The organism is Aeromonas sp. A04, assembly GCF_047780465.1.
Classification (GTDB): domain Bacteria; phylum Pseudomonadota; class Gammaproteobacteria; order Enterobacterales; family Aeromonadaceae; genus Aeromonas; species Aeromonas bestiarum.
The window spans coordinates 287,756-310,316 of sequence record NZ_JBLNHP010000001.1 but is presented as its reverse complement, the minus strand read 5'-3'; the positions used below and the strand labels follow the sequence as shown (position 1 = coordinate 310,316).

Annotated in this window: 27 protein-coding genes; 8 read left to right on the top strand and 19 right to left on the bottom strand. The window is 60.8% G+C overall.

Features of this window, described 5'->3' with window-relative positions:
* Positions 1-105 precede the first annotated feature (105 nt).
* Positions 106-723, top strand: a complete 618-nt coding sequence (locus tag ACM3N8_RS01315; RefSeq protein ID WP_416015332.1) for a riboflavin synthase subunit alpha — start codon at positions 106-108, stop codon at positions 721-723.
* A gap of 142 nt (positions 724-865) precedes the next feature.
* Here the strand turns inward: ACM3N8_RS01315 and ACM3N8_RS01310 are convergent, their stop codons facing one another.
* From ACM3N8_RS01310 to ACM3N8_RS01295, 4 genes are all read right to left on the bottom strand, one after another.
* Positions 866-1,069 carry a CPXCG motif-containing cysteine-rich protein gene (locus tag ACM3N8_RS01310; RefSeq protein WP_005301298.1) on the bottom strand — a complete coding sequence of 68 codons (204 nt, stop codon included), beginning with the start codon at positions 1,067-1,069 and terminating at the stop codon, positions 866-868.
* A gap of 154 nt (positions 1,070-1,223) precedes the next feature.
* Positions 1,224-1,883: a hexitol phosphatase HxpB gene (hxpB, locus tag ACM3N8_RS01305; RefSeq protein ID WP_416015331.1), complete on the bottom strand. Its 660-nt coding sequence runs from the start codon at positions 1,881-1,883 to the stop codon at positions 1,224-1,226.
* A 127-nt stretch (positions 1,884-2,010) separates the two neighbouring features.
* Positions 2,011-3,189: a formate-dependent phosphoribosylglycinamide formyltransferase gene (gene purT, locus ACM3N8_RS01300; protein WP_416015330.1), complete on the bottom strand. Its 1,179-nt coding sequence runs from the start codon at positions 3,187-3,189 to the stop codon at positions 2,011-2,013.
* A gap of 85 nt (positions 3,190-3,274) precedes the next feature.
* The gene (locus ACM3N8_RS01295) at positions 3,275-4,165 is read right to left on the bottom strand and encodes a DMT family transporter (RefSeq protein ID WP_241325026.1); all 891 of its coding nucleotides are present in this window, start codon (positions 4,163-4,165) and stop codon (positions 3,275-3,277) included.
* Between the two features lie 224 nt (positions 4,166-4,389).
* Between ACM3N8_RS01295 and ACM3N8_RS01290 the strand changes: the two genes are divergently transcribed.
* Entirely contained in the window at positions 4,390-4,977 is a 588-nt protein-coding gene (locus tag ACM3N8_RS01290) for an FMN-dependent NADH-azoreductase (protein WP_098984141.1), read from the top strand.
* A 132-nt stretch (positions 4,978-5,109) separates the two neighbouring features.
* On the opposite strand, the gene ACM3N8_RS01285 is transcribed toward ACM3N8_RS01290, so the two are convergent.
* From ACM3N8_RS01285 to ACM3N8_RS01270, 4 genes are all read right to left on the bottom strand, one after another.
* Positions 5,110-5,289 carry a hypothetical protein gene (locus ACM3N8_RS01285; protein ID WP_043138817.1) on the bottom strand — a complete coding sequence of 60 codons (180 nt, stop codon included), beginning with the start codon at positions 5,287-5,289 and terminating at the stop codon, positions 5,110-5,112.
* Positions 5,290-5,451: 162 nt separating this feature from the next.
* Positions 5,452-5,640, bottom strand: a complete 189-nt coding sequence (locus ACM3N8_RS01280; RefSeq protein WP_043138815.1) for a DUF4250 domain-containing protein — start codon at positions 5,638-5,640, stop codon at positions 5,452-5,454.
* A complete protein-coding gene (locus ACM3N8_RS01275; RefSeq protein WP_043138813.1) occupies positions 5,637-6,107 on the bottom strand; it encodes a MarR family winged helix-turn-helix transcriptional regulator in 471 nt (156 codons plus the stop codon). The genes ACM3N8_RS01280 and ACM3N8_RS01275 overlap by 4 nt, the downstream gene beginning before the upstream one ends.
* 170 nt (positions 6,108-6,277) lie before the next feature.
* Positions 6,278-7,492, bottom strand: a complete 1,215-nt coding sequence (locus ACM3N8_RS01270) for a UPF0149 family protein (protein ID WP_290018332.1) — start codon at positions 7,490-7,492, stop codon at positions 6,278-6,280.
* A 212-nt stretch (positions 7,493-7,704) separates the two neighbouring features.
* Between ACM3N8_RS01270 and ACM3N8_RS01265 the strand changes: the two genes are divergently transcribed.
* Together ACM3N8_RS01265 and ACM3N8_RS01260 are read left to right on the top strand one after the other, a co-directional pair.
* Complete coding sequence (locus ACM3N8_RS01265; RefSeq protein ID WP_098984138.1) at positions 7,705-8,577, top strand: S1 RNA-binding domain-containing protein; 873 nt, start codon at positions 7,705-7,707, stop codon at positions 8,575-8,577.
* Complete coding sequence (locus tag ACM3N8_RS01260) at positions 8,578-8,889, top strand: DUF1289 domain-containing protein (protein ID WP_098984137.1); 312 nt, start codon at positions 8,578-8,580, stop codon at positions 8,887-8,889.
* 39 nt (positions 8,890-8,928) lie between these two features.
* On the opposite strand, the gene ACM3N8_RS01255 is transcribed toward ACM3N8_RS01260, so the two are convergent.
* From ACM3N8_RS01255 to minC, 6 genes are all read right to left on the bottom strand, one after another.
* Positions 8,929-9,252: an HI1450 family dsDNA-mimic protein gene (locus ACM3N8_RS01255; RefSeq protein ID WP_098984136.1), complete on the bottom strand. Its 324-nt coding sequence runs from the start codon at positions 9,250-9,252 to the stop codon at positions 8,929-8,931.
* Between the two features lie 474 nt (positions 9,253-9,726).
* Positions 9,727-10,434: a monofunctional biosynthetic peptidoglycan transglycosylase gene (gene mtgA / locus ACM3N8_RS01250; RefSeq protein WP_098985143.1), complete on the bottom strand. Its 708-nt coding sequence runs from the start codon at positions 10,432-10,434 to the stop codon at positions 9,727-9,729.
* 53 nt (positions 10,435-10,487) lie between these two features.
* The gene (locus tag ACM3N8_RS01245) at positions 10,488-10,814 is read right to left on the bottom strand and encodes an HI1450 family dsDNA-mimic protein (protein WP_041205707.1); all 327 of its coding nucleotides are present in this window, start codon (positions 10,812-10,814) and stop codon (positions 10,488-10,490) included.
* Between the two features lie 194 nt (positions 10,815-11,008).
* On the bottom strand, positions 11,009-11,275 hold the full coding sequence (minE, locus tag ACM3N8_RS01240; protein WP_005311265.1) for a cell division topological specificity factor MinE: 267 nt from the start codon (positions 11,273-11,275) through the stop codon (positions 11,009-11,011).
* 2 nt (positions 11,276-11,277) lie between these two features.
* Positions 11,278-12,090 (bottom strand): septum site-determining protein MinD, encoded by an 813-nt coding sequence (gene minD / locus ACM3N8_RS01235; protein ID WP_098984135.1) that lies wholly within the window; start codon positions 12,088-12,090, stop codon positions 11,278-11,280.
* Positions 12,091-12,108: 18 nt separating this feature from the next.
* On the bottom strand, positions 12,109-12,825 hold the full coding sequence (gene minC, locus ACM3N8_RS01230) for a septum site-determining protein MinC (protein ID WP_043138799.1): 717 nt from the start codon (positions 12,823-12,825) through the stop codon (positions 12,109-12,111).
* Positions 12,826-12,932: 107 nt separating this feature from the next.
* On the opposite strand from minC, the gene ACM3N8_RS01225 reads away from it, so the two are divergent.
* Together ACM3N8_RS01225 and ACM3N8_RS01220 are read left to right on the top strand one after the other, a co-directional pair.
* Positions 12,933-13,211 (top strand): YcgL domain-containing protein, encoded by a 279-nt coding sequence (locus ACM3N8_RS01225; protein ID WP_043138797.1) that lies wholly within the window; start codon positions 12,933-12,935, stop codon positions 13,209-13,211.
* Complete coding sequence (locus ACM3N8_RS01220) at positions 13,211-14,170, top strand: lytic murein transglycosylase (RefSeq protein ID WP_290018329.1); 960 nt, start codon at positions 13,211-13,213, stop codon at positions 14,168-14,170. The genes ACM3N8_RS01225 and ACM3N8_RS01220 overlap by 1 nt, the downstream gene beginning before the upstream one ends.
* A 175-nt stretch (positions 14,171-14,345) precedes the next feature.
* Here the strand turns inward: ACM3N8_RS01220 and ACM3N8_RS01215 are convergent, their stop codons facing one another.
* From ACM3N8_RS01215 to ACM3N8_RS01205, 3 genes are all read right to left on the bottom strand, one after another.
* A complete protein-coding gene (locus ACM3N8_RS01215) occupies positions 14,346-15,716 on the bottom strand; it encodes an L-serine ammonia-lyase (protein ID WP_043138795.1) in 1,371 nt (456 codons plus the stop codon).
* A 276-nt stretch (positions 15,717-15,992) separates the two neighbouring features.
* Positions 15,993-17,375, bottom strand: a complete 1,383-nt coding sequence (locus tag ACM3N8_RS01210) for an L-serine ammonia-lyase (protein ID WP_290018328.1) — start codon at positions 17,373-17,375, stop codon at positions 15,993-15,995.
* A gap of 210 nt (positions 17,376-17,585) precedes the next feature.
* Positions 17,586-17,870: a pyrimidine/purine nucleoside phosphorylase gene (locus ACM3N8_RS01205; RefSeq protein ID WP_288028817.1), complete on the bottom strand. Its 285-nt coding sequence runs from the start codon at positions 17,868-17,870 to the stop codon at positions 17,586-17,588.
* A gap of 269 nt (positions 17,871-18,139) precedes the next feature.
* On the opposite strand from ACM3N8_RS01205, the gene ACM3N8_RS01200 reads away from it, so the two are divergent.
* A complete protein-coding gene (locus tag ACM3N8_RS01200; protein WP_098984132.1) occupies positions 18,140-19,384 on the top strand; it encodes a dicarboxylate/amino acid:cation symporter in 1,245 nt (414 codons plus the stop codon).
* A 196-nt stretch (positions 19,385-19,580) separates the two neighbouring features.
* Here ACM3N8_RS01200 and ACM3N8_RS01195 read toward each other — a convergent pair whose 3' ends face one another.
* Positions 19,581-19,976, bottom strand: coding sequence for a MerR family transcriptional regulator (locus ACM3N8_RS01195; protein ID WP_043137723.1), 396 nt, complete (start codon positions 19,974-19,976; stop codon positions 19,581-19,583).
* Between the two features lie 133 nt (positions 19,977-20,109).
* Between ACM3N8_RS01195 and ACM3N8_RS01190 the strand changes: the two genes are divergently transcribed.
* Positions 20,110-21,273: a thiolase family protein gene (locus ACM3N8_RS01190; RefSeq protein ID WP_416015329.1), complete on the top strand. Its 1,164-nt coding sequence runs from the start codon at positions 20,110-20,112 to the stop codon at positions 21,271-21,273.
* On the opposite strand, the gene ACM3N8_RS01185 is transcribed toward ACM3N8_RS01190, so the two are convergent.
* Complete coding sequence (locus ACM3N8_RS01185; RefSeq protein ID WP_098984130.1) at positions 21,270-22,493, bottom strand: EAL and HDOD domain-containing protein; 1,224 nt, start codon at positions 22,491-22,493, stop codon at positions 21,270-21,272. The two genes, ACM3N8_RS01190 and ACM3N8_RS01185, sit on opposite strands and share 4 nt — an antisense overlap.
* Between the last annotated feature and the right edge of the window lie 68 nt (positions 22,494-22,561).

The window sequence follows — 22,561 nt, the reverse complement described above, 5'->3', positions numbered from 1 at the left end:
TGAACGCCGTCACTATAGCGATCGAGGGCTGGCTTGTCAGCTGGCGCGCTTGTCAGTGCCGCGGCGCGGGGTTAACCTGCCTTTTTTCGTAGCAGGAGACGAGACATGTTCACCGGCATAGTGCAGGGGACCGCCGAACTGGTGGCCATCGAAGAGCAGCCCAACTTTCGCACCCACCTGATCCGCATGCCCAGCCAGGCCTGGGGCGAGGGGCTGGCGCTTGGCGCCTCCGTGGCCCACAACGGCTGCTGCCTGACCGTCACCCGGGTGGAAGGGGATCTGGTCAGCTTCGATCTGATGCAGGAGACACTGCGTCTGACCAACCTGGGCCAGCTGCAGCCGGGGGACAAGGTCAACGTGGAGCGGGCGGCCCGTTTTGGCGACGAGATCGGCGGTCATGCCATGTCCGGCCACATCATGGGCACGGCTGAGGTGATCTCCGTCATCGACACCCCCAACAATCGCCAGGTGTGGTATCGCCTCGCCCCCGAGCTGATGAAATATGTGCTGACCAAAGGCTACATCGGCATCGACGGCATCAGCCTGACCGTGGGGGAAGTGCGTGAGAACACCTTTTGCGTCAACCTGATCCCGGAGACCCTGGCCCGCACCAACCTGGGCTGGGTCAAAGTCGGCTGGCACACCAATATCGAGATAGATCCCCAGACCCAGGCCATCGTCGATACGGTGGAGCGGGTGCTGGCGGCGCGCCAGCCGGGGTGATCTGCCTGGCTCAACTCCTCCCTGGCGATTTGCCATAGAAAAGGGCCTGCATCATGCAGGCCCTTTGTGATCTCTTGATCGCTTTCGCTCGCCGTCACAACAGCGGCTCGGCTTTTTGTAACTCGCAGTTTGTAACTCGCAGTCAAAACATCTGCTCGTCGTCTGCATCCACAAACAGCTGCAGGCAGTCGCGGGCTTCGTCCCGGTGCAGCCGCAGGTGGATGGGGTTGCAGCAGGCCATGCAATCCTCGTAGAACTCCTGATCCCCCTGGCTGGCATCCAGCTCGACCCGGGTGTGATGGCCACAGTGGGGGCAGACGATACGCTTGCTGGTGTACTCGATCATGGTGACCTCCTCGGGCCCGTGGGCCGCCTATCTTCCCTGATTCTAGTCGGCCGGGAGGGGGTTGACCGCGAGCAAGCGCACGTTTATGACAGAGATCAAGGGCGCCGCCGTGTCAGGTTTTCTGGCCCTATGCGCCCCTGGCTCCCGCGCGCGTTCACGCCACCCAGCTGGCCAGCATGTCGGCATCCAGTTCGGCCAGCGAGCCGAGCTGGTGATCGGCGATGGCCAGACGCGGATCGCCCACCAGGGCGGGATCCGGCACTATGAGCGCCTTCATGGAGGCCGCCTTGGCCGCCAGCAGGCCGGTAAAACTGTCCTCTATGGCCAGACAATGCACCGGCAGGATGCCGAGCTTCTCGGCGGCGTGGATATAGACATCCGGGTGCGGCTTGCCGAAGCGCTCCACCTCGGCGGAATGCACCGCCAGGAAGCGATCGCGGATACCGAGCTTGCCGAGCACAGCCTCCACCATGGCGAAGGGGGAGGAAGTCGCCAGACCTATTTTAAGCCCCTGTGCTTCCATCAGGGTCAGCGCGTCCAGCACGCCGGCCTTGGCCTCGCCTTCGCTCAGGATGAGGGCGTTGACCCGATCCAGAATGCGCTGCACCACCTCTTCCTGGCTGGGGCCCACCCAGGGGCGCAGCCGATACCAGTGCGCCACCAGCTGATCGATGCGCACGCCTATGGTGGAGTTGCAATCTTCCTCGCTGTGGGGGTGACCCAGCTCGGAGAAGACAGCCATCTGGGCCAGTTGCCAAAAGGGTTCCGAGTCGATCAGAACACCATCCATATCGAAGATCACGGCAGCTAACATCTTGTACTCCTGACAAATTTGAAGGGGGATTATAAGCCCGACGGGCAAATGCAAAAGGGGCATTGCCATGCCCCTTGCGCCCGATCACATCGGCAAACGTTTGTTTTGCTGTGGCAAAAAATGAGGGTTAGAAAATCACTTCTACCTTGGCGGCGACCGCCTTGGCCTTTTCCACCGCATCCGGGCAATCCAGGGCGCGGGCCAGCGCCACGCCGAGACGGCGGCGACCGGCTATCTCCGGCTTGCCAAACAGCCGCAGCTGGGCACCCGGCACCAGGGCCAGCGCCTCGCCAATCCCCTGATAACGGATGTCCTGACTGTGCCCCTCGCGCAGCACCACGGCGGAGGCGCTCGGCCCGTACTGGGTGATGGTGCCGACCGGCAGCCCCAGGATGGCGCGCACGTGCAGCGCAAACTCGGAGAGATCCTGAGAGATCAGGGTCACCATGCCGGTGTCGTGCGGGCGGGGCGAGACTTCGCTGAACCACACCTCGTCGCCCTTGATGAAGAGCTCGACCCCGAACAAGCCATAACCGCCCAGCGCCTCGACCACCTTGGCCGCCACGGCTTTGGAGCGGGCCAGTGCCAGCTCGCTCATGGCTTGCGGCTGCCAGGATTCGCGGTAGTCGCCCTCTTCCTGACGATGGCCTATGGGCTCGCAGAAGTGGATGCCATCCACGGCGCGTACCGTGAGCAGGGTGATCTCGTATTCAAAGGGGACCAAGCCCTCGACGATCACCTTGCCGCGACCGGCGCGGCCACCCTCCTGGGCATAGGTCCAGCTGTCGTCCAGTTTGGCGAGATCGCGCAGCACGCTCTGCCCCTTGCCTGACGAGCTCATCACGGGTTTCACCACGCAGGGCAGGCCGATCGCCTCGACGGCGGCGATGAACTCCTCCTTGCTCTGGGCGAAGCGATAGGGGGAGGTGGGCAAGCCCAACTCTTCGGCGGCGAGCCGGCGGATCCCCTCCCGGTTCATGGTGAGCTGGGTGGCGCGGGCGTTCGGCACCACCTTGACCCCCTCCTGCTCAAGAAAGGCCAGGGTATCGGTGGCGATGGCCTCGATTTCGGGGATGATGAGGTCCGGCTTGACCTCGGCCACCAGGGCACGCAGGGCGTTACCGTCGAGCATGTCCAGCACGTGGGCTTTGTGCGCCACCTGCATGGCGGGGGCATTGGGGTAGCGGTCGGCGGCGATCACCTCGATCCCGAGCCGTTGCAACTCGATGGCGACTTCCTTGCCGAGTTCCCCCGAGCCAAGCAGCAGGGCGCGGGTGGCGCCGGGGCGGGTGGCGGTTCCAAACATGTGATCTCTCCTGATGTCGTTGGTCACAGTTGATGGCCGCTATTGCACGAATAGCGGGCAAAAAAAGAGGCACGCATGGCGTGCCTCAGGAAACGGATTTGTGGGCGCGCTGCTCCAGATGGGTGAGCAGCGTGATGGCGCCAATGATGATGGCAGCGCCGAGCCACAATCGGCCGGGCGGTGCCCAGCCAAACACCAGCCAGCCTGCCAGCACGTTCATCGGCAGCTTGGCAAAGTCAAAAGGCTGGACGAAGGAGGCCTCGGCCACGCTGTAGGCGCGGGCGATGGACATCTGGGCCAGCGCAGACAGCACCCCTGACACGGCCACCAGCAGCCACTGGGTTTCGCTCGGCCATTGCCACTCAGGCAGGGCCAGCATGGCGTTGAACGGGGTGCTGAAGATGAGCAGGTAGACCACTATGGTGTGGGACGATTCGCTCGCCGCCTGATAGCGCACCAGCAGGGAGTAACCGGCCCAGAACAGGGCGGCCGCCACTGGCAGCAGGGAGGCCCAGCTGAAATCATCGGTCCAGGGGGCCAGGATCACCATGGCGCCGACAAAGCCCGCCAGGGTTGCCAGGATGCGCGCCCGGCTCACCTGCTCCTTGAGCAGCAGGGCCGATCCCAGGGTGGCAAACAGCGGGGAGGTCATCAAGAGGGCTATCCCCTGCCAGATGGGCACAGGCACCGCCAGCGCCCACAGCCAGAACTGGATGCCGATCACGGCCAGCAGCACCCGCAGCAGGTGCAGCCTCAGCTGATTGGTCATCAGGGACTGGCGCAAGCCGTGGCGGACAAGCCAGGGCAGCAGACAGATCAGGGCGATCAGGTATTGATGAAAGGCGACCTGGGTCGAGGGGAGGCCAAGTTTGAAGCTGACGTACTGGCTCAGGCTGTTGACGGCGGCGAAGCAGAGGCCTGCCACCATCATCCAGACTGCACCGGCAAAAGGAGAGTGCCTGCGCGAGTGTGCCATGGGATCCGGGTCACTGAAAAAAGTGCGGCGGATCATAACGGCAATCGTTTGTTCTGCCAAGCCTTGGGCGGCTGGCTGCGGTCCGTTGGCGAGAGAATGAACTAAGGTCAAAATTTTTGAACAAGTTGAGCATCTATTTTCGCTATCCGCATATAAGCTCAGCGTTTAGAGTGACCTCCATCGACAGCACCGCTGTTCAACCGACCACCTAATGGAGTTTCACCATGGCTAACATCCTCGTTCTCAAGTCCAGCATCCTGGGCCAGTATTCCCAATCCAACGCCCTGATCGACGGTTTCCTGGCCGACCATCAGTCCGATACCGTCACAGTGCGTGATCTGGCGGCCCTCAACCTGCCGGTACTGGATGGCGAGCTGGCCTCGGGTTTGCGCGGTGGTGACAACCTCAATGAACGTCAGCTGGCCGTCATGGCCCAGTCCGACGAGCTGGTCGCCGAATTGAAGGCGAGCGACCTGGTGGTGATTGCCGCCCCCATGTACAACTTCAACATCCCGACCCAGCTGAAAAACTGGATCGATCTGGTGGCCCGTGCCGGCGTGACCTTCCGTTACACCGAAACCGGTCCGGTCGGTCTGGTGGAGAACACCCGCGCCCTGGTGATCAGCCCCCGTGGCGGCATGCACGTCGGCAGCGCCACCGATCTGGTGACCCCCTACATGCGTACCGTGCTGGGCTTCATCGGCATCAAGGACGTGGACTTCATCTACGCCGAGGGCATGGGCATGGGCCCGGACGCCCAGGCCAAGGGCATAGAGCAGGCCAAAGGCCAGCTGGAAACCCTGGCTCTCTGATCAAGAGACAGGCCATGGCGGGCGCGGCATAACGCAGAGCCGTGTCGTACCAAACGAAACAACGCAGCCCAAGGGCTGCGTTGTTGTTTCTGTGCGGGCAAAGATGAGGTCAACAGGGGCAGAGGGCGCGAGTCAATCCCGAATGAAGCGGCGACAGCCGCTGCCCACCATCAGGCACACGGCGACCAGAGAGCCCAGCAACAGGGTGCTGAGCCACTGTTCGGCACTGTCGGGCAGGCGGGGGGAAAACAGGCTGATCATGAGAAGGGCACAGAGGGTGATCAGGCTGGTCTGTCGGGTCAGGAACATCATGGGTCATCCTTGGCTGCGGTGGTGAGTGAAAGGCTAACCGCGGTCTGTGACAGCAAGATGTATCCATACTTCTTGCCGAAGGTCAGTCGACTGGGGTAGCCATCACCATAGCAGCTTTTGCGGCCGGAGCCAGCGACATGGGTCGGGTTGTGATCCGGATCCCTATCTGAACTGTTTCTGATCCGGCCGGTAGTGGAAGTCGCCGCTGGCAAGCCTGGCGATCAGGGCCGCCTGGTCGAGATCCTGCGCCTTGCAGAGATCATCCAGATCATCGTAACGATCACGCAGCTGCATGTTGATCAGGCTCAGCAGCATGTTGACGTCCATGGTGGCGAAGTTGTTCAGGTTCATGAGGTGTGCTCGTTATCCAGCAGATGCAGCTGTTCGATGGCGTCGCTGACACTTTGCAGGTGCAGACGAATGGTCTGGCGCGCCTCGCTGGGCAGATAGTCGGTGAGGGTATGCTGCCAGCTGCCCGCTTCGCTCTTGAGTTGCTGGAACAGGGTGAGCCCGGCCTGGGTGAGTGACACCAGACTGACCCGCTTGTCCTGTTCGCTGCTCTCGGTAAACAGGATCCCCTTCTCCACCAGGCGGTGGATTTCGCGGGAGATCCGCACCTTGTCCATCCCGCTCGCCTCTACCAGCTCTTTCTGGCTGATGGGGTAGTTGGGGCCGAGCACCATCATCAGGCGCCACTGGGGCACCGTCAGCTGATAGCGCTGCTGGTAAAACTGTTCAAAAGTGTCGCGCACCATCTCGGCGGCGTGAACCAGCTGATAGGGGGGATAGTGCGCAAGCAGCTCTATGATCTTTGACATATGACATCCTGCTGTGACGGCTGCATCGGGTGCAGTTTCTCTTGATACTTTGACCTTGATGATACGTAACACAAGGACATTTGTCTGAACATGCACCAGAGAAATGTGCGGTTGCGCACGTCATCCGCCGCAACCGGGTCTGTTTGACGCTGATTTTTGCCTCGGGTTGCTCAGCCTTTACGCAGCCAGATCAAGGCGTTGTGCTTGAGCCAGGCTTCGCGGCTCTGCAATGTGTAGAGCGCCGCTTCATCGCGACTGCCCGCCTGCCAGCTCTGTGGCTCCTGTTTGGGCAGCTTGCGCTGACCCAGCAGACAGGCCGGCACATGGGCATTGGCCTTGATGGCCGCATCCAGCCGTGGCTGCGCCACTTCGGGGCCGTCACAGACAAACGCCATCAGCGCCCTGTTGTAGAGCAGCCAGCTGGAGGCCTCGTCGAAGCGGACCAGCAAGGCGCGCAGGGCGGCCCAATCCCCTTGCAGGGCATAGAGGCTGGAGAGGGGATAACGGCAACCCAGCTCATCGGCGATGCACAGGTCGAGCAGCGCCAGATATTCGCTGCGCGCCTGTTCGAGCTGGCCGAGGCGCAGCAGGCAATCGGCCCGGCCGGCTCTGGCGGCGAGCAGGGGGCGGGCCTCGTGGGCACTCCAGCCGTGGCCGGCCATCTGCTGCCAGAAGGCGGCATCGAACAGGGGCTCGGCATCGTCAATCACCTTGTCAAACCAGCCGAGGCGAGCCTGGGGATCGCGGCAGGCATCGGCCAGTTCGAACCACTGCTGCCACTGCTCGGCCTGCTCGCTATCGAGGGCTGCCTGAGCGCCGGGCACTGCCTGATACTCATCCAGCTGCAGCAGCTGGTTGAGCGCCGTCTTCATGTTCTGACGCTGGCGTTTGCAAAATTCCATGAAGGGCAGCTCGCTGCCGGCGGCCGCGTGCAGCATCTGGGCCATGGGCTTGTCGCGAAACAGGCTGAGCTCGGCGGCCAGACTGAAGCGGTACTGGGTGGTGGGATCGTTCAGATCCTTCGGCTTGGGCCAGCTGGCAAACCCCTGGCTGAAGCCGTAACACCACTGGCCGAGGGGGTGGCTCTGCGCGAACACCTGCTCCGGGGTCTCGGTGGAGAGACGGCACTGACTCGGCAAGGCGAGCTGGGCCTCGTCCGCCTGGGCTTCCAGTTCAGCGATCAGATGGTGCAGCGCGTCGCTGCTCTTCTCATCCAGCTCGGCGTCATGTGGCAACAGACCGGCCAGCGGGGCCTGCCAGTCAGGGGCATCCGGTCCCACCAGACGGGCGCACAGAAAACCGTGCAGCGCCGGGTAGGTCATGTCCTGCCCACTGTGGGTCTGGATCCATTGATTGAGATGACGGGTACGAGTGGATGGATTCATCGACAGTTCCTCTGGATTTGAACAGCGGCGCAGTCTACCCAAAAGTGGGGTTATTTGCAGCAAAGCCCTGGCTGACTGACGATTATATCGCCACCAACCGGGCTGGCCGCCCCGAAAATCGTGTGAGAGAAGGGCAAGGGACTAGGCCCGGTTACCGCTCTTGAGGTAACATGCGCGCCCATACGGGCAATGAAAAATTGGCCATCCGGATAATGAAAGAAGAGATCACCATGTTACAGATTGGCAAGATGAACACCCTCACCGTAATCGAGCTCGAAGAGAGGGGCGCCTGGCTTGCGGCCGACGAATATGGCGAGCTGTTGCTGCCCAAGCGTCAGCTGCCGGAAGGCGTGGCCGAGGATGACGGTGTGGAAGTCTTTCTCTATCTGGATGCCGACTGCGAGCCGGTGATCACCACCGACAAGCCGTTCGCCATGGTGGGTGACATAGTCGGCCTCAAGGTGGTCAATGCCAACAAGATCGGGGCCTTCCTCGACTGGGGCATGAAAAAGGATCTGTTCGTGCCGACCCGCGAGCAGAACAAACCCATGCAGGTGGGCCACGTCTATCTGGTGCACCTGATGCTCGACAACGAGGGGCGCATGGTGGGCACCAGCCGGCTGGAACGTTTCCTGCGCACCGACAAGCCTCCCTTCAAGGCCGGTGACGAGGTGACGGCGCTGCCGGGCGAACACACGCCGCTTGGCATCAAGGCGATTGTCAACGGTGAATACTCTGGCATGCTGTTCAAGAACGAGGTATTTGGCCGGGTGATGACGGGTCGACCGCTGACCGCCTGGGTCAAGCAGGTGCGCGACGACGGCAAGCTGGACTTGACCCTGCAAAAGCCGGGCATGGATCGGATGGACGACGCCGGTGGCCGGATCCTGATCCGGCTGATGAAGCAGGGTGGCAGTCTGGCGGTGGGCGACAAGAGCGAACCCGAGCTCATCTACAAGATGTTCAACATGAGCAAGGGTACCTTCAAGAAGGCCATCGGCGGCCTCTACAAGCAGGGCAAGATTGTCATCGAAGACAACTGCATCACGCTCGTTGCTGCCGATAGCACGCCGGACGGCGAATAAGTGCCGAGTCCCTGTGTCGGCCTGTGTCAGGCCCGGGATGGGCTCTGCCTCGGCTGTGGCCGTACCCTGACCGAGATCGGGCACTGGTCGGCCATGGAGAGCGATGCCCAGCTGGCTGTGATGGCCGAGCTGGATGGGTCAACAAGCACCCATGCGTGCCCTGGCTGTGGCGAGCCGGCGTTTTGCGCCGTCTCCGCCGGTCAGACCATAGATCAGTGCTGGTGCAGCCAGCTGCCCGTCTTGCCCATGAGCGAGGCGAGCGCCTGCTGGTGTCGTCGCTGTCTGGCCAAGGCCATAGCGGCGCAGGCTTAGCAGAGAACAAAAACAAGAAAGGCGCCAATGGCGCCTTTTTTATGCCTGTTGCTGGCGGTGCCAGCGCACATGGACATTGTGCTCGTTCAGATAACGGGGCAGCAGGAAGGTGGCATAGATCACCTCAAACTCATCCTGATGGTCCAGCAAGCCGACCCACACTTCGACCCAGCGCTCCATGTCGACCGGCACACCGAGTTCGGTTGACCAGTCTCCGTTGGGCAGGGTCGCCTCGACGGCGCCACGCTGTTCAAATTCCAGGGTGATGTCGACGATTTGTTCGGGGGCCAGCATGTCTGCGGCCTGCTCAAGAAACTGATCATAGGCCCATTCGACCAGCTGATCCGGGGTACGCTGTTCCATGAAATCACTCCAGATACATCGAGGTTCGCTACTGTAGCAAGTATTGACGGTGGCGGCCAGACCAGTGCGGATGGCCATTTGCTGCCTGTCCAACGAAGCGGGCAGGAGGTATGGTTGAAGAGGCGGTTAACCCGGGCTGGCTGAGCCCGGGCCCTGTTCACAGGAGTGAGGCCATGAAGCGGCGGGTGCGGCGACAGCAGATCAAGCGACGGCGGGAGACCTGGTGGTGGCACTATCTGCCGCTGCACCAGGGCACGGTAGGCGGTCATCTTGGCCCGCCGGCCGAGGCTTCCCCGCCGGGCTCTGATTGATCTTCTGGGCCTGCCGGCCGAGGCTTCCCCGCCGGGCTCTGATTGATCTTCTGGGCCTGCCGGCCGAGACATCTCCACCGGACTCTGATTGATCTGCTGTGGTCTGGGAGAGCGATGGCTTCGTGCCCACCGGCTTGAGCATCGCCCACCGAGCCCGAATGCCTTAGTCGGCCTGATGCACCCTGTTGAGGGTGACCTGACCCAGCTGCCCCATCTGGCGGCGGATCCAGGCCGAGCGCTGCTGCACATAAGGGGAGGGCGGCTTGACCCGATAGCGCCAGGGATTGGGCAGGGCGGCGGCGAGCAGAGAAGCCTCATAGCGGGTCAGGCGGGCGGCCGGTTTGCCAAAATAGTGCCTGGCGGCGGCTTCGGCGCCATAGATGCCGGGACCGAACTCCACGATATTGAGATAGACCTCGAGGATGCGGGACTTGTCCCAGCCCAGCTCCATCAGCAGGGTGAACCAGGCCTCGATCCCCTTGCGCAAGAAGCTGCGATCGCTCCACATGAAGAGGTTCTTGGCCGTCTGCTGGCTGAGGGTGCTGGCACCCCGCACCCGCTCGCTGCGCTGGTTGTGCTTGAGCGCCGAGCTGATGGCATTCATGTCGAAGCCGTTATGATCGGGGAAGCGCTGATCCTCGGCGGCGATCACCGCCAGCTGCAGCTCCCGCGAAATGCGCTCGAGCGGCACCCAGTCATGCTTGACCTCGGTCACCTTGGCGGGCGGAAACAGGGCCCGCTCGATGCGCCAGGTCCACATGGGGGGATCGATAAAGCGCAGCAGCGCCACCGAGACGATGGAGCTGACCAGCGCTGCCAGCAGCAGCTTGCCGAGCCAGCCCAGCAGGCGGCGTTTCAGCGCCGGTCGCACGGGGTCGGGCTCGGGTTCCCAGACATACTGGCCAGGATCATCGGGATCCGGAATTATTGGGGCAGCCATTCGATGTGGCAGAACTTCTCGTCAACACGGCGGGAGAGCAGCATGCGGGCAAACAGGTGCTCATACTCTTGCTCGGCATTGCCAAGCCCGACCCAGATCTCGGCGTACTCGGCATCGCTCACGGCAAAACCCACGTCCGCTTCCCAGTCATCGGCCGGATCGGTTTCCGCCAGCAGACCCCGATCGTTGAACGCCTGGTTGAACAGGGCTATCTCCTGCTCCGGCAGGTTGTCGGAGGCCAGCTCCATGAAGAGTTCGAGGGCTGTGTCGAGCAGTTCCTCGACGCTGTGCATTTCGTCGTTCAAAGACATTGGTCTGTTCCAGATAATAAAAAGAGAAGCCCCGCCGGCGATGCCGGACGGTGGCGCGCGGTATTCTAGCTGGCCCCCGCTCCCTTGGCGAGATCCGGCTCCGCGAGTCGGCCCCGTTTGTGACAATAAAAAACCGGATCCTGCTACAGGATCCGGTCTTCATTGAGGGAAAGGGTCACGCATGGGGCGTCAGCTCATCCCTTCTTGTCGTCGGCGAAGGTGATATTGAGCTCCAGCACCGACAGCTCATCACTCTTCTTGTCCAGCTGGACCGTGATCTTGTCAGGGTCTATCTGCACATATTTGCGGATCACGTCGAGCAGGTCCTGTTTGAGCTGGGGCAGGTAATCCGGCCCCCCTCTGGATGAACGCTCGTGTGCGACTATGATCTGCAACCGCTCTTTGGCCAGTTGTGCGGTGTTTTGTTTCTTGTTGGAACGAAAATAATCCAATAATGACATGTTTAACTCCCGAACAGTCGGCTAAAGAAGCCCTTCTTTTCTTCTTCCAGAAAACGAAAATCCTTGGTGTCGCCCAGCAGACGGGCAACGGCATCCTCATAGGCCTGACCGGCATCGGACTCCTTGTCCAGAATGACCGGCTCCCCCGAGTTGGAGGCGCGCAGCACAGCCTGGGACTCCGGGATCACCCCGAGCAGTTTGATGGCCAGGATCTCCTGCACATCCTGCACGCTCAGCATGTCGCCACGGCTGACACGGGTCGGGCAGTAGCGAGTGAGCAGCAGGTGCTCCTTGATCGGGTCTTCGCCGCGCTCGGCACGACGGGACTTGGAGGCCAGGATGCCGAGGATGCGATCCGAGTCACGCACGGAAGAGACTTCCGGGTTGGTGGTGACGATGGCCTCGTCGGCAAAGTAGAGCGCCATCAGGGCACCCGCTTCGATCCCGGCCGGCGAGTCGCAGACGATGTAATCGAACTTCATCTCCGCCAGCTGATCCAGGATCTTCTCGACCCCTTCACGGGTCAGGGCATCTTTGTCCCGGGTCTGGGAGGCCGGCAGGATGAACAGATTCTCGCTGCGCTTGTCCTTGATGAGGGCCTGATTGAGGTTGGCCTCACCGTTGATCACATTGACGAAGTCATACACCACGCGCCGCTCGCAGCCCATGATGAGATCCAGATTCCTCAGGCCAATGTCAAAATCGATGACCACAGTCTTGTGGCCACGCTGAGCCAAACCTGTGCTCAGGGCCGCGCTGGTTGTGGTCTTGCCAACGCCACCTTTACCCGATGTAACGACTATGATTCGCGCCATTCTCGCTTCCTTGTAACTCTATTTGATATGGTCTATTCGGAGTTGTTCGTTATCCAGCCGGACATGTACCGGCTGTTGTATCAGGCCGGCCGGCAGCGCATCGCTCAGTTGGAACGTGCCTGCGATGGATAGCAGCTCGGCCTGTAATTGCTGGCAATAGATCCGTGCCTGGGTGTTGCCCTTGGCACCGGCTATGGCCCTGCCGCGCAGGGTGCCATAGATATGAATGCTGTCGTCGGCGATGACTTCGGCGCCCGGGCTCACCGAGCCCAGTATCACCAGCGAGGTGCCGGCGGCATAGAGCTGCTGACCGGAGCGCACCGGGCCCACGTGTACCTTGCTCGGCACCAGAGGCGCCGGGGCGGCTTTGACCTCGACCACGGGCGCCGGGATTGGCGCTTTTTCCGGCGGAAGTTCGGCCTTGCGGCTCTTGCCGGACGCCATCACCGCCAGACCCGCCGCCTTGGCGGCCGTCTTCATCGCCTCGTTTTGTGTCCCCGTGATCCCGACCAGCACGAAATCCTCCGACTCCACCAGCTCCTTGAGCTGTTCGAAGTCAGGGATATCCGTCAGTCGTTCCACATTGATGACGAGGGGGGCACAATTAAAAAACTGGGGTGCCTGGGCGACCTTTGCCGCCAGCAACTGGCGGATCCGCTCAGGCTTGCCATCGCTGATATGCAACACAGAAATAGTGAAGGTGGTCCCTTTCAATTCGTTATCGCGCTCAACCATGAATCTTCCCCGAGACAGAGACGGTAATCCGTTATTGTTATTCAATTCCTGATGTTATAGTTTGCCACCATCAGAGGCAATAAACCCGTCGGATTATATCAATTTCCATGTTATGTGCAGTCTATAAAAGTCGCAAAAAAGCCGAGACCTATCTTTTTGTTGAAAGAAGAGAGGATTTTTCCCGTGTACCCGAGGTGCTGATGAGTACATTTGGTCGCCCCGAGCTGGTATTGATGACCAAGCTGGACCCAGCCAGGCCCTTGGGGATCGCCTCGACCAGCCGGGTGATGGAGGCACTGAAAAGCCAGGGCTTCTATCTGCAGGTGCCACCGCCGCCGGAAAATCTGCTGGAGCAGCACAAGGCACAATTAAAGGCCTCGGGCTGATGAAGGGTCGGCTGGCACTGTTATTATTGAGCGGGCTGTTAAGTGCCCCCTTGCAGGCCAGCCCCGATTTTGACACCTATGTCACTGGACTCAAACAGCAGGCTCTGGCCGCCGGGATCAAGCCCGAAACCGTGGCGGCCGCCTTTGCCGATATTAGGGTCATAGAGCCCGCCATCAAGCACGATAAAAACCAGCCGGAATTTAAACTGACGCTGGACAGCTATATTCCCCGCGCGGTTCCGCAATGGAAAGTCAATCAGGCCAAGGCCTTATATCGTCAGCATTTGCCGCTGCTCACAAAAATAGGGGCGGAATATGACGTGCAACCCCGATTTATTGTCGCCTTGTGGGGCATAGAAACCAATTTCGGTAAATTGACCGGCACATATCCGCTGATCTCTTCGCTGGCGACCCTGGCCTGGGATGGTCGGCGGGAGGACTTTTTCAAGGGTCAACTGCTGGATGCGCTGCGCATCATAGAGCAGGGGCATGTGACCCCCGCCGCCTTCAAGGGCTCCTGGGCCGGCGCCATGGGGCAGGTGCAGTTCATGCCCTCTTCCTTTCTCAAATACGCGGTCGATCAGGATGGGGACGGCAAGAAGGACTTGTGGGGCAATCTGGCGGATGTGTTTGGTTCGGCAGCCAATTATCTGCAGCAGAATGGCTGGCACGGGGATGAAACCTGGGGACGCCAGGTCAAGGTGCCCGAGGGGCTGGATCCCGCCCTGCTCGGACTGGAGCAGACCCGACCGCTGTCGGCGTGGCAGGCTCTCGGCGTACGTCAGCTCGACGGTTCACCCTTGCCCAGGGTCGAGGTGCGGGCCTCCCTGGTGCGCCCCGATGATGCCAAGGGCCGCGCCTACCTGGCTTATCCCAACTATCTGGTATTGCGCCACTGGAATCGCTCCCACTATTTCGTGGTGGCGGTGGGCACCCTGGCCGATCGCATCGTGGAATAACCGGCGCAGCGCCGGGCGACTCGGGTGACGTGTTGAACGCTGTGTTTATCTGGAGAGGTGCATGGGGCACGGGAATATGGGATGAGCAGGGGTGATGAGTCAGGCGGGACAATCGAAATAACGGGCAAAAAAAAGGCGGGAATTCCCGCCTTTTTGTATTTCTTGCAAATGCTGCTTATTCGCAGGCAACCTGCATCACCTTGATGGCCAGGCCACCACGGGAGGTTTCACGGTACTTGGAGTCCATGTCCTTGCCGGTGATGTACATGGTTTCGATGACCTTGTCCAGGGAGACGCGCGGCTTGGAGGTGCGACGCAGGGCCATGCGGGAGGCGTTGACCGCCTTCATGGCCGCGATGGCGTTGCGCTCGATGCAGGGCACCTGCACCTGGCCGGCAACCGGATCACAGGTCAGACCCAGGTTGTGCTCCATGCCGATTTCGGCGGCTTCACACACGTGCTCCGGGCTGCCGCCCATCAGTTCGGTCAGACCCGCGGCGGCCATGGAGCAGGAGACACCCACTTCACCCTGGCAACCCACTTCGGCACCCGAGATGGAGGCATTCATCTTGTAGAGCATGCCCACGGCACCGGCGGCCAGATAGAAACGGGTGTACTCGTCGCGACCCACTGGCTGGATGAACTTGTCGTAGTAGGCCAGCACGGCCGGGATGATGCCGGCGGCGCCGTTGGTCGGGGCGGTTACCACGCGGCCACCGGCGGCGTTCTCTTCACTCACCGCCAGGGCAAACATGTTCACCCAGTCGATGATGTTCATCGGATCGTTGGAGAGATTCTCGTTGGTGGTCAGCTGACGGTAGAGGGGCGCCGCACGACGGGGCACACGCAGCGGGCCGGCCAGCACACCTTCGGTGCGGCAACCACGCTCGATCCCTTCGCGCATTGTGTTCCAGATCTTGCCGAGCTTCTTGTAGATCTCTTCCGGGGTGTTGAAGCACTTCTCGTTCTCCAGCATCAGGGTGGAGATGGAGAGGCCGGTCTGGCTGCAGTGGGCGATCAGCTCAGCCGCGCTCTTGAACGGGTAGCTGACGGACATGTCGCCGCTGTCGGCCTTGCCGAAGTTCTCTTCGTCGACGATGAAACCACCACCGATGGAGTAGTAGGTCTTGCTGTAGACGGCCTGATCTTCGACCAGCGCGGTCAGTTTCATGCCGTTCTCGTGCAGCGGCAGGGCTTCGTCATGGAATACCATGGCATCGCGCGGGAAGCTGACGGTGTGGCAGTGCAGGCCGATCGGCAGGCGGCCGGTCTGCTCTACGCGGGAGATGAATTCAGGGATGGCGTCGATGTCGACGTTTTCCGGCAGGTTACCCGCCAGACCCATGATGATAGCGGTATCGGTGTGATGACCTTTGCCGGTCCAGGAGAGTGAGCCATAGACATCGACCTGGATCCGGGTGATGTCACGGATCTTGCCGCCTGCACGCAGTTCATCCACGAACTGTTTGGCAGCCTTCATCGGGCCGACAGTGTGGGAAGAGGAGGGGCCAACACCGATTTTGAAGATATCAAAAACGCTGATCATGTAACAATTACCTCAGGATAGAAGGGGGCGCCATGCCCACTCGCAGAAACGGGGTGATCCATGGGACGAGGGCGTCGTCGCCGAGGTCAATGAACCAGATAACCGCAGTGTAACGGTTCAAAGCCTAAAAAAAGTTGAAATAGATCTATTTTTGTTGAATCAGAGGCGCGAGTATAAAATTTATTTTGATGCTTATCCATTTTGTTAAGCGTTTGCCCATAAAAATACCCGGCCAGGCCGGGTATAGGGGGACAAAGTGGAGTCAATTGGCTGTTTTTAACATTCTGTAATGTTAACCGCCAGGCCGCCGCGGGCGGTTTCCTTGTACTTGGTCTTCATGTCGTTGCCGGTTTCCCACATGGTCTTGATCACCTTGTCCAGCGACACCTTGTGCTCGCCCGTGCCGCGCAGGGCCAGGCGGGCGGCATTGATGGCCTTGACCGCGCCCATGGCGTTGCGCTCTATGCAGGGCACCTGCACCAGCCCGCCCACAGGATCGCAGGTGAGGCCCAGGTTGTGCTCCATGCCTATCTCGGCGGCATTCTCGACGATGGCGGGACTGCCACCCAGGATCTCGGTCAGGGCGCCGGCGGCCATGGAGCAGGCGACACCCACTTCCCCCTGGCAGCCCACTTCGGCCCCCGACAGCGAGGCGTTCTTCTTATATAGGATGCCGATGGCGGCGGCGGTGAGGAAGTAACTCAGCAGCAGCTCATCATCCACCTTGCGCACGAAGCGATCATAGTAGTGCAGCACGGCGGGAATGATGCCGGCGGCGCCGTTGGTGGGGGCGGTCACCACCCGGCCTCCGGCGGCGTTCTCTTCGTTGACGGCCAGCGCAAACAGGTCCACCCACTCGATCACCATCAGGGGATCCTTGTTGAAGTTGGTCTCGCAACTGAGCTGACGGTGGAGGGCCGGGGCCCGGCGTTTCACCTTGAGGCCGCCGGGCAGCACACCCTCACTGCGACAGCCGCGCTCGACACAGGCCTGCATCGCCTGCCAGATCTTGCGCAGTCCCGCTTTTATCTCCTGTTCGCTGCGAAACACCTTCTCGTTGGCCAGCATCAGCCCCGAGATGGAGAGACCGCTCTCCTGGCAGTGAGCCAGCAACTGGGCGCCGCTCTCGAACGGGTAGGGGATGGGGTGGGCGGCATCGAAGCGGGCCGCCTCTTCCTTGGCGTTGGCAAAATGGCTCTCTTCTATGATGAAGCCGCCGCCGACCGAGTAGTAGGTCTGCTCGAACAGCAGGGCGCTGCTGGCGAAGGCCCGCAGCGTCATGCCGTTGGAGTGGGCGGGCAGTGTCTTGCGGCGATTGAAGATGATGGCGCCGATCCGGGCGAACTGGCATGGCTGCTCGCCAGCCAGCAGCAGCGACTGGTTGCGATCCACCTCGCCGAGGAAGGCGGGAATGGCCTCTATGTCTACCGATTCCGGTTCAAAACCGGCCAGCCCCAGAATGATGGCCTTGCCGGTGCCGTGGCCCTTGCCGGTCTGACCGAGGGAGCCGTAGCACTCCACTTCTATCCGTTCGATCCTGGGTAGCAGATCCTGCCGCTTGAGCTCTTTGACAAAGGCGCAGGAGGCCCGCATCGGCCCCACCGTATGGGAAGAAGAAGGGCCGATCCCGATGGAAAACAGGTCGAAGACACTGATCATGACACCACTCCGATTATGGGTTTTGTCTAAACATTGTAATTTTTTTGTAGTCGATGGAAAGCGGGGAAGCTGAGACGTGTGATGGCGGCATACAAATGAGTGGCTGGCAGCGGGCATAAAGGTTGGAATTGGCGCGCGGCATCAAAGGGAAGGAGCGAGACTTGGGCTCGCTCCCTGGCACTGTTCAGCCATTCATCTGCGTTCGGTCACTCAGTCGAGGAATTCGCACAGATAGGCGGTGGGGGTTTTCACCTCCAGCTTGAAGGAGGAGTTGCCCGCCACGTCGAAGGATTGGCCCTGGCTGTAGGTGTGCCATTCATCTTCATCGGCCAGCTGGATGGTGAGGGCTCCCTTGACCACCGTCATCCGCTCTGGGGCGGCGGTATTGAACTGGTAGTCGCCCGCATCCATCACTCCGACTGTGGCTTTGTCGCCTTTTTGCTCGAAAGCGATAGATTTTACATTTCCGTCAAAATACTCGTTAACTTTCAGCATGTTTTCATCCCTGTATGCACGTTTGCCCAGCAAAAGTAGCACAATGTTTTGTCAGTTGTCATGAACAAAGCGGCAAAAATCGCCATGTCCCTTTTGAATCTTCACTTTGTTGCAAACTTATCAATAACTCCCGTTAACGATCAGGCGATTTAAAACAGCAGATAAATATGAGATAAAGCGCGCGCTCAGGGGAATGAACAGAGGTTCTTCCCCTGTTTGGTTAATTGCACTGGGAAAGTGTGAATATTTGCTAATTAAAGGAACATTCTGTGTTAACAAAAGGACTCATCAAGAACGTTGGCTTCCAGGTAGTGGTAGCCATGGTGCTGGGGGCACTGGTGGGGGCGTTCATGGGTGAACAAGCCACCGTCTTTGCGCCGCTCGGCACCCTTTTTATCCAGCTGATCAAGATGCTGGTGATCCCGCTGGTGGCCGTCGCCATACTGTCGGGTGCGGCCAACCTGGGCGCCAGCCCGGCGGCGGGCAAGATAGGGGTCACCACCCTGATCTTCTTCCTCGGTACCTCTGCGCTGGCCGTGCTGCTGGCGCTGGTCATGGGGCAAATCTTCAAACCGGGCGTCGGGGTCGAGTTTGGCTCCATGGCCTCCATGTTCTCCGGTGACTACGCCGACAAGGGCGCCTTGCCGGATGCGGTGTCGACCCTGCTCGGCATGATCCCGACCAACGTGTTCCAGGCACTGAACGAGGCCAATATTTTGCAGATCCTGGTGTTCTGCATGTTCCTCGGCATCGCGCTGGCCAAGCAGCCTCGCGAGCGCGCCAAGCCGCTGGTGGACGGGCTCAACACCCTGGTGGATGCCTTCGTCTGGATGATCAACAAGGTGATGTTGATAGCACCGCTCGGGGTGTTCGGTCTGATGGCCGAGGCCATAGGTACCTACGGCTTCGACGTGCTGACCCTGGTGCTCAAGCTGTTCCTGGTCTATCTGGCCGCCATCCTGATCTTCGCCTTCGTGGTCTATCCGCTGCTGATCGCGATCTTCTCCAACACCCCGGTGCGCAAGTACCTGTCGGCGATGAAGAAACCGCAGATCGTCGCCTTCTCTACCGCTTCTTCCATGGCGACCCTGCCGGTCAACATGGAAACCTGCGAGCAGGATTTGAAGGTGACCAACGCCACGGCCTCCTTCGTGCTGCCGCTTGGCGCCACCATCAACATGAGCGGCAACGCCATCTATTACGGTCTGGTCGCCATCTTCTTCGCCCAGGTCTACAACATAGATCTCTCCATGGGTGCCTGGGCCGCCATCATAGTGACCGCGACCCTGGGGGCCATTGGTCAGGCCGGTGTGCCGGGCCCGAGCTTCCTGGTGGTGGCCGTGCTGCTGGCTGCCGGGATCCCAATCGAGGGCTTGCCGCTGCTGTTTGCACTGGATCGCCTGTTCGACATGATCCGTACCGCCCTGAACATCACGGGAGATGCGGCCTGCGCCATTATCGTCGACCGCTACAGCCCGGATTACGATCCGGATCGCTGGAGCAAGGAAGCCTGAGAGCAGGCTCACTGCCATGAATGACAAGAGGGAGGCGCAAGCCTCCCTCTTTTTATTTTCATCGGGCCGGGATTGTCGCCCCTCCCTTGCCGACTCAGGGGGTCAGCTGGCCCAGCGCCTGCTGGCAACGCTGCTCGGCGGCATCGAGTTCCAGCGGGGCCTGCGGGCCCCTCTCTTTATGACGGCTGACAGGGACTCATCGCAGTTGGGTCAGTGCCTGCTGGCAACGCTGCTCGGCGGCGTCGAGTTCCAGCAGCACCATCTTGATGTCTTCCAGCTGCTGCTCCAGCATCTCCCGCTTGTCGGCCACCAGTCCCAGCATGGTCTGCAGCTGGGTTCGGCTGCTCTTGTCCGCATCGTAGAGATCGAACAGATCACGGATATCCGCCAAGCTGAAGCCCAGACGCTTGCCGCGCAGGGTCAGCTTGAGCCGCACTCTGTCCTGACGACTGTAGATCCGGGTCTGTCCCTGACGGGCCGGATTCAAAAGTCCCTGATCTTCATAAAAACGAATACTTCGGGTCGTAACATCAAATTCACGGGCCAGTTCGCTGATGCTGTAGGTCCGCGTGTCATCCTTGGATTTGGTCATACGGCTGTCTTGGCTGCCATCTTGGTTGTCAATGCAGGCTGGCACCTTACCCAAACGTCAACTGCCCCGCAAGTCTTGTTCCTGCTGCGGTGGCAGCATATGTTATGTCTATGTAACAAGGAGAGTGCAATTGATGGATATAGTGATTGTTGCGGCCAAACGTACCCCCATGGGGGCCTTTCAGGGGGCCCTGGCCAACCAGACTGCCCCCGAGCTGGGTGCTTGTGCCATCGCCGCCGCCATGGCGCAGGCCGGGCTCAGAGGCGATCAAGTCGATGAAGCCTATCTGGGCAATGTGCTCAGCGCCGGGGTGGGGCAGGCGCCCGCCCGTCAAGCCGTGCTGAAGGCCGGCTTGCCGGACAGCGTGCCCTGCACCACGGTCAACAAGGTGTGTGGCTCCGGCATGAAGGCGGTGATGCTGGCGGCAGACGGCTTGCGCCTCGGTGACACTAACATAGTGATCGCCGGAGGGATGGAGAGCATGAGTCGCGCGCCCTATCTGCTCGACAAGGCGCGCAGCGGTTTTCGGATGGGGCATCAGAGCGTGCTCGATCACATGTTCCTCGATGGCTTGCAGGATGCCTATGAAGGCCAGCTGATGGGCCACTATGCCCAGCTGAGCGCCGATCGCGCCGGACTGACCCGCGCCGACATGGACGCTTTTGCCATCGCCTCGCTCGAGCGGGCCCTGGCGGCGCAGCAGAGTGGCGCCTTCAAGGTCGAGCTGGCGCCCGTGATGGCCGGGGATACCCTGCTGCTCGCCGAGGATGAACAGCCTGCCAAGGCCAGGCCCGAGAAGATCCCCCATCTGAAACCGGCATTCAGCAAGACCGGCACCATCACGGCGGCCAACGCCAGCTCCATCTCGGATGGGGCGGCGGCGTTGATCCTGATGCGGGCCGAGACGGCGGCGCAACTGGGCCTGCCGGTGCTGGCCCATCTGGTGGGTTATCAGAGCCATGCCGCAGCGCCTGCCGAGTTTACCAGTGCACCGGTCGGTGCCATCCACTGCCTGCTGGACAAGGTGGGCTGGCGAGTGGAAGAGGTGGACCTGTTCGAGATCAATGAGGCGTTTGCCATGGTCAGCCTGCTGGCGATGGCGGGCTGCAAGCTGCCCCATGACAAGGTGAACGTGAACGGCGGGGCCTGCGCGCTGGGTCATCCCCTGGGGGCGAGCGGTGCCCGGATCCTGGTCACCCTCATTCATGCGTTGCGCGCGCGCGGCCTGAAACGGGGAGTGGCTAGCCTGTGTATCGGTGGGGGAGAGGCGACGGCGGTTGCCCTCGAGCTGGGTTAATCCGTGTCCGCCATGGCCTGGAGTTGCTGGTTGACCCAGGCCGTGGCGGCCAGATAGAGCTGACTGACCTTCTCTTCATTGAGCCCGAGCCGGGCCGTTCTGGCGGTGATGCGCTGCCAGTTCGCACTCTCATAATCCTCACAGAACGAGAGATAAAACCCCAGGTTGCCCTTGCGTTCCAGCAGGGCGACCCGGATCTCCTCGATCAGGGGAATGGTGCCGAGCAGCTTGTCCATCGGCTGTTCCATCAGCACATCCAGCAGCGAGAACAAGCCTGTGATGAAGGCTTGCTGTGCCTGCTGGGTAGGGGCATGGGCGTGGGCCAGCAGCTCGCAGAAACGGGCCCGGATCATGGACATCTGATAGAGCTCGGCGCTCTTGCCATGGCCCGCACTGGTGGCGGCAACCAGGGTCACGAAGCGTTTGAGCTGGGCGTGGCCAAGATAGACGGCGGCCTGGCGAAAGGAGGAGATGGGGTTGGCGTGGCTCTTCAGGTGGTTGACGTAACGCAGCAGCTTGAGCGACAGGGAGATGTCCTGACTCAGCAGTTGCTCGATGCGATTGAGGTCGGGTTCCTCCTGATTGACCACGTTGAGCAGTTGCATCACCACCACCTGGGCGGGCTCCATGGTGGCCTGTTTCACCATCTCGGGCCGGCTGAAGAAGAAGCCCTGGAACAGATCGATACCGAGCCGTTTTGCCCGCTCGAACTCCGCCTTGTCTTCCACCTTCTCCGCCAGATAGGTGAGCTTCAGATGTTTATGCTGCTGGATGAACATCTTGATCCGCAACAGTGAGGTGGCGCGCAGATCGAACTTGATGATGTGGATATAGGGCAGGAAGCGCTCCCACTCGTCCGACATGGTGAAGTCGTCCAGCGCCAGCTGATAACCCAGCTCATGCAACTGCTGCACCTTGGCCAGCAGGGCATCATCGGGATCGGCATCCTCTAGGATCTCGATCACCACCTTTTCTTGTGGCAGGCACTCGGCCAGCCCCTCCAGCAACAGGGAGTGGGGGAAGTTGATGAAGCAGGGACGGCCACCGAGCAGCTGATCTATGTTCTGTTGCAGGAACTGCTCGACCACCAGTCTGGCTGTGGCTTGTTGAGAGGAGATCACCGGAAAGACATTATTCAGACTGTCGCGAAACAGCAGCTCATAGGCGTGGGTATTCAACTCCCGATCCAGGATGGGCTGCCTTGCTACGTATGAATACATGCATCTCTCCAGTGTGGGTACTGGATTGATTTTATTGTGAAGATGCGCACTATGCCAGTGCTGCCGGG

Coding starts and splice junctions, on each gene's coding strand:
- ACM3N8_RS01315 (WP_416015332.1), top strand. CDS start 106: ATGTTCACCGGCATAGTGCAGGGGACCGCCGAACTGGTGGCCATCGAA.
- ACM3N8_RS01310 (WP_005301298.1), bottom strand. CDS start 1,069: ATGATCGAGTACACCAGCAAGCGTATCGTCTGCCCCCACTGTGGCCAT.
- hxpB (WP_416015331.1), bottom strand. CDS start 1,883: ATGTTAGCTGCCGTGATCTTCGATATGGATGGTGTTCTGATCGACTCG.
- purT (WP_416015330.1), bottom strand. CDS start 3,189: ATGTTTGGAACCGCCACCCGCCCCGGCGCCACCCGCGCCCTGCTGCTT.
- ACM3N8_RS01295 (WP_241325026.1), bottom strand. CDS start 4,165: ATGGCACACTCGCGCAGGCACTCTCCTTTTGCCGGTGCAGTCTGGATG.
- ACM3N8_RS01290 (WP_098984141.1), top strand. CDS start 4,390: ATGGCTAACATCCTCGTTCTCAAGTCCAGCATCCTGGGCCAGTATTCC.
- ACM3N8_RS01285 (WP_043138817.1), bottom strand. CDS start 5,289: ATGATGTTCCTGACCCGACAGACCAGCCTGATCACCCTCTGTGCCCTT.
- ACM3N8_RS01280 (WP_043138815.1), bottom strand. CDS start 5,640: ATGAACCTGAACAACTTCGCCACCATGGACGTCAACATGCTGCTGAGC.
- ACM3N8_RS01275 (WP_043138813.1), bottom strand. CDS start 6,107: ATGTCAAAGATCATAGAGCTGCTTGCGCACTATCCCCCCTATCAGCTG.
- ACM3N8_RS01270 (WP_290018332.1), bottom strand. CDS start 7,492: ATGAATCCATCCACTCGTACCCGTCATCTCAATCAATGGATCCAGACC.
- ACM3N8_RS01265 (WP_098984138.1), top strand. CDS start 7,705: ATGAAAGAAGAGATCACCATGTTACAGATTGGCAAGATGAACACCCTC.
- ACM3N8_RS01255 (WP_098984136.1), bottom strand. CDS start 9,252: ATGGAACAGCGTACCCCGGATCAGCTGGTCGAATGGGCCTATGATCAG.
- ACM3N8_RS01245 (WP_041205707.1), bottom strand. CDS start 10,814: ATGTCTTTGAACGACGAAATGCACAGCGTCGAGGAACTGCTCGACACA.
- minE (WP_005311265.1), bottom strand. CDS start 11,275: ATGTCATTATTGGATTATTTTCGTTCCAACAAGAAACAAAACACCGCA.
- minD (WP_098984135.1), bottom strand. CDS start 12,090: ATGGCGCGAATCATAGTCGTTACATCGGGTAAAGGTGGCGTTGGCAAG.
- minC (WP_043138799.1), bottom strand. CDS start 12,825: ATGGTTGAGCGCGATAACGAATTGAAAGGGACCACCTTCACTATTTCT.
- ACM3N8_RS01225 (WP_043138797.1), top strand. CDS start 12,933: ATGTTATGTGCAGTCTATAAAAGTCGCAAAAAAGCCGAGACCTATCTT.
- ACM3N8_RS01220 (WP_290018329.1), top strand. CDS start 13,211: ATGAAGGGTCGGCTGGCACTGTTATTATTGAGCGGGCTGTTAAGTGCC.
- ACM3N8_RS01215 (WP_043138795.1), bottom strand. CDS start 15,716: ATGATCAGCGTTTTTGATATCTTCAAAATCGGTGTTGGCCCCTCCTCT.
- ACM3N8_RS01210 (WP_290018328.1), bottom strand. CDS start 17,375: ATGATCAGTGTCTTCGACCTGTTTTCCATCGGGATCGGCCCTTCTTCT.
- ACM3N8_RS01205 (WP_288028817.1), bottom strand. CDS start 17,870: ATGCTGAAAGTTAACGAGTATTTTGACGGAAATGTAAAATCTATCGCT.
- ACM3N8_RS01195 (WP_043137723.1), bottom strand. CDS start 19,976: ATGACCAAATCCAAGGATGACACGCGGACCTACAGCATCAGCGAACTG.
- ACM3N8_RS01190 (WP_416015329.1), top strand. CDS start 20,110: ATGGATATAGTGATTGTTGCGGCCAAACGTACCCCCATGGGGGCCTTT.
- ACM3N8_RS01185 (WP_098984130.1), bottom strand. CDS start 22,493: ATGTATTCATACGTAGCAAGGCAGCCCATCCTGGATCGGGAGTTGAAT.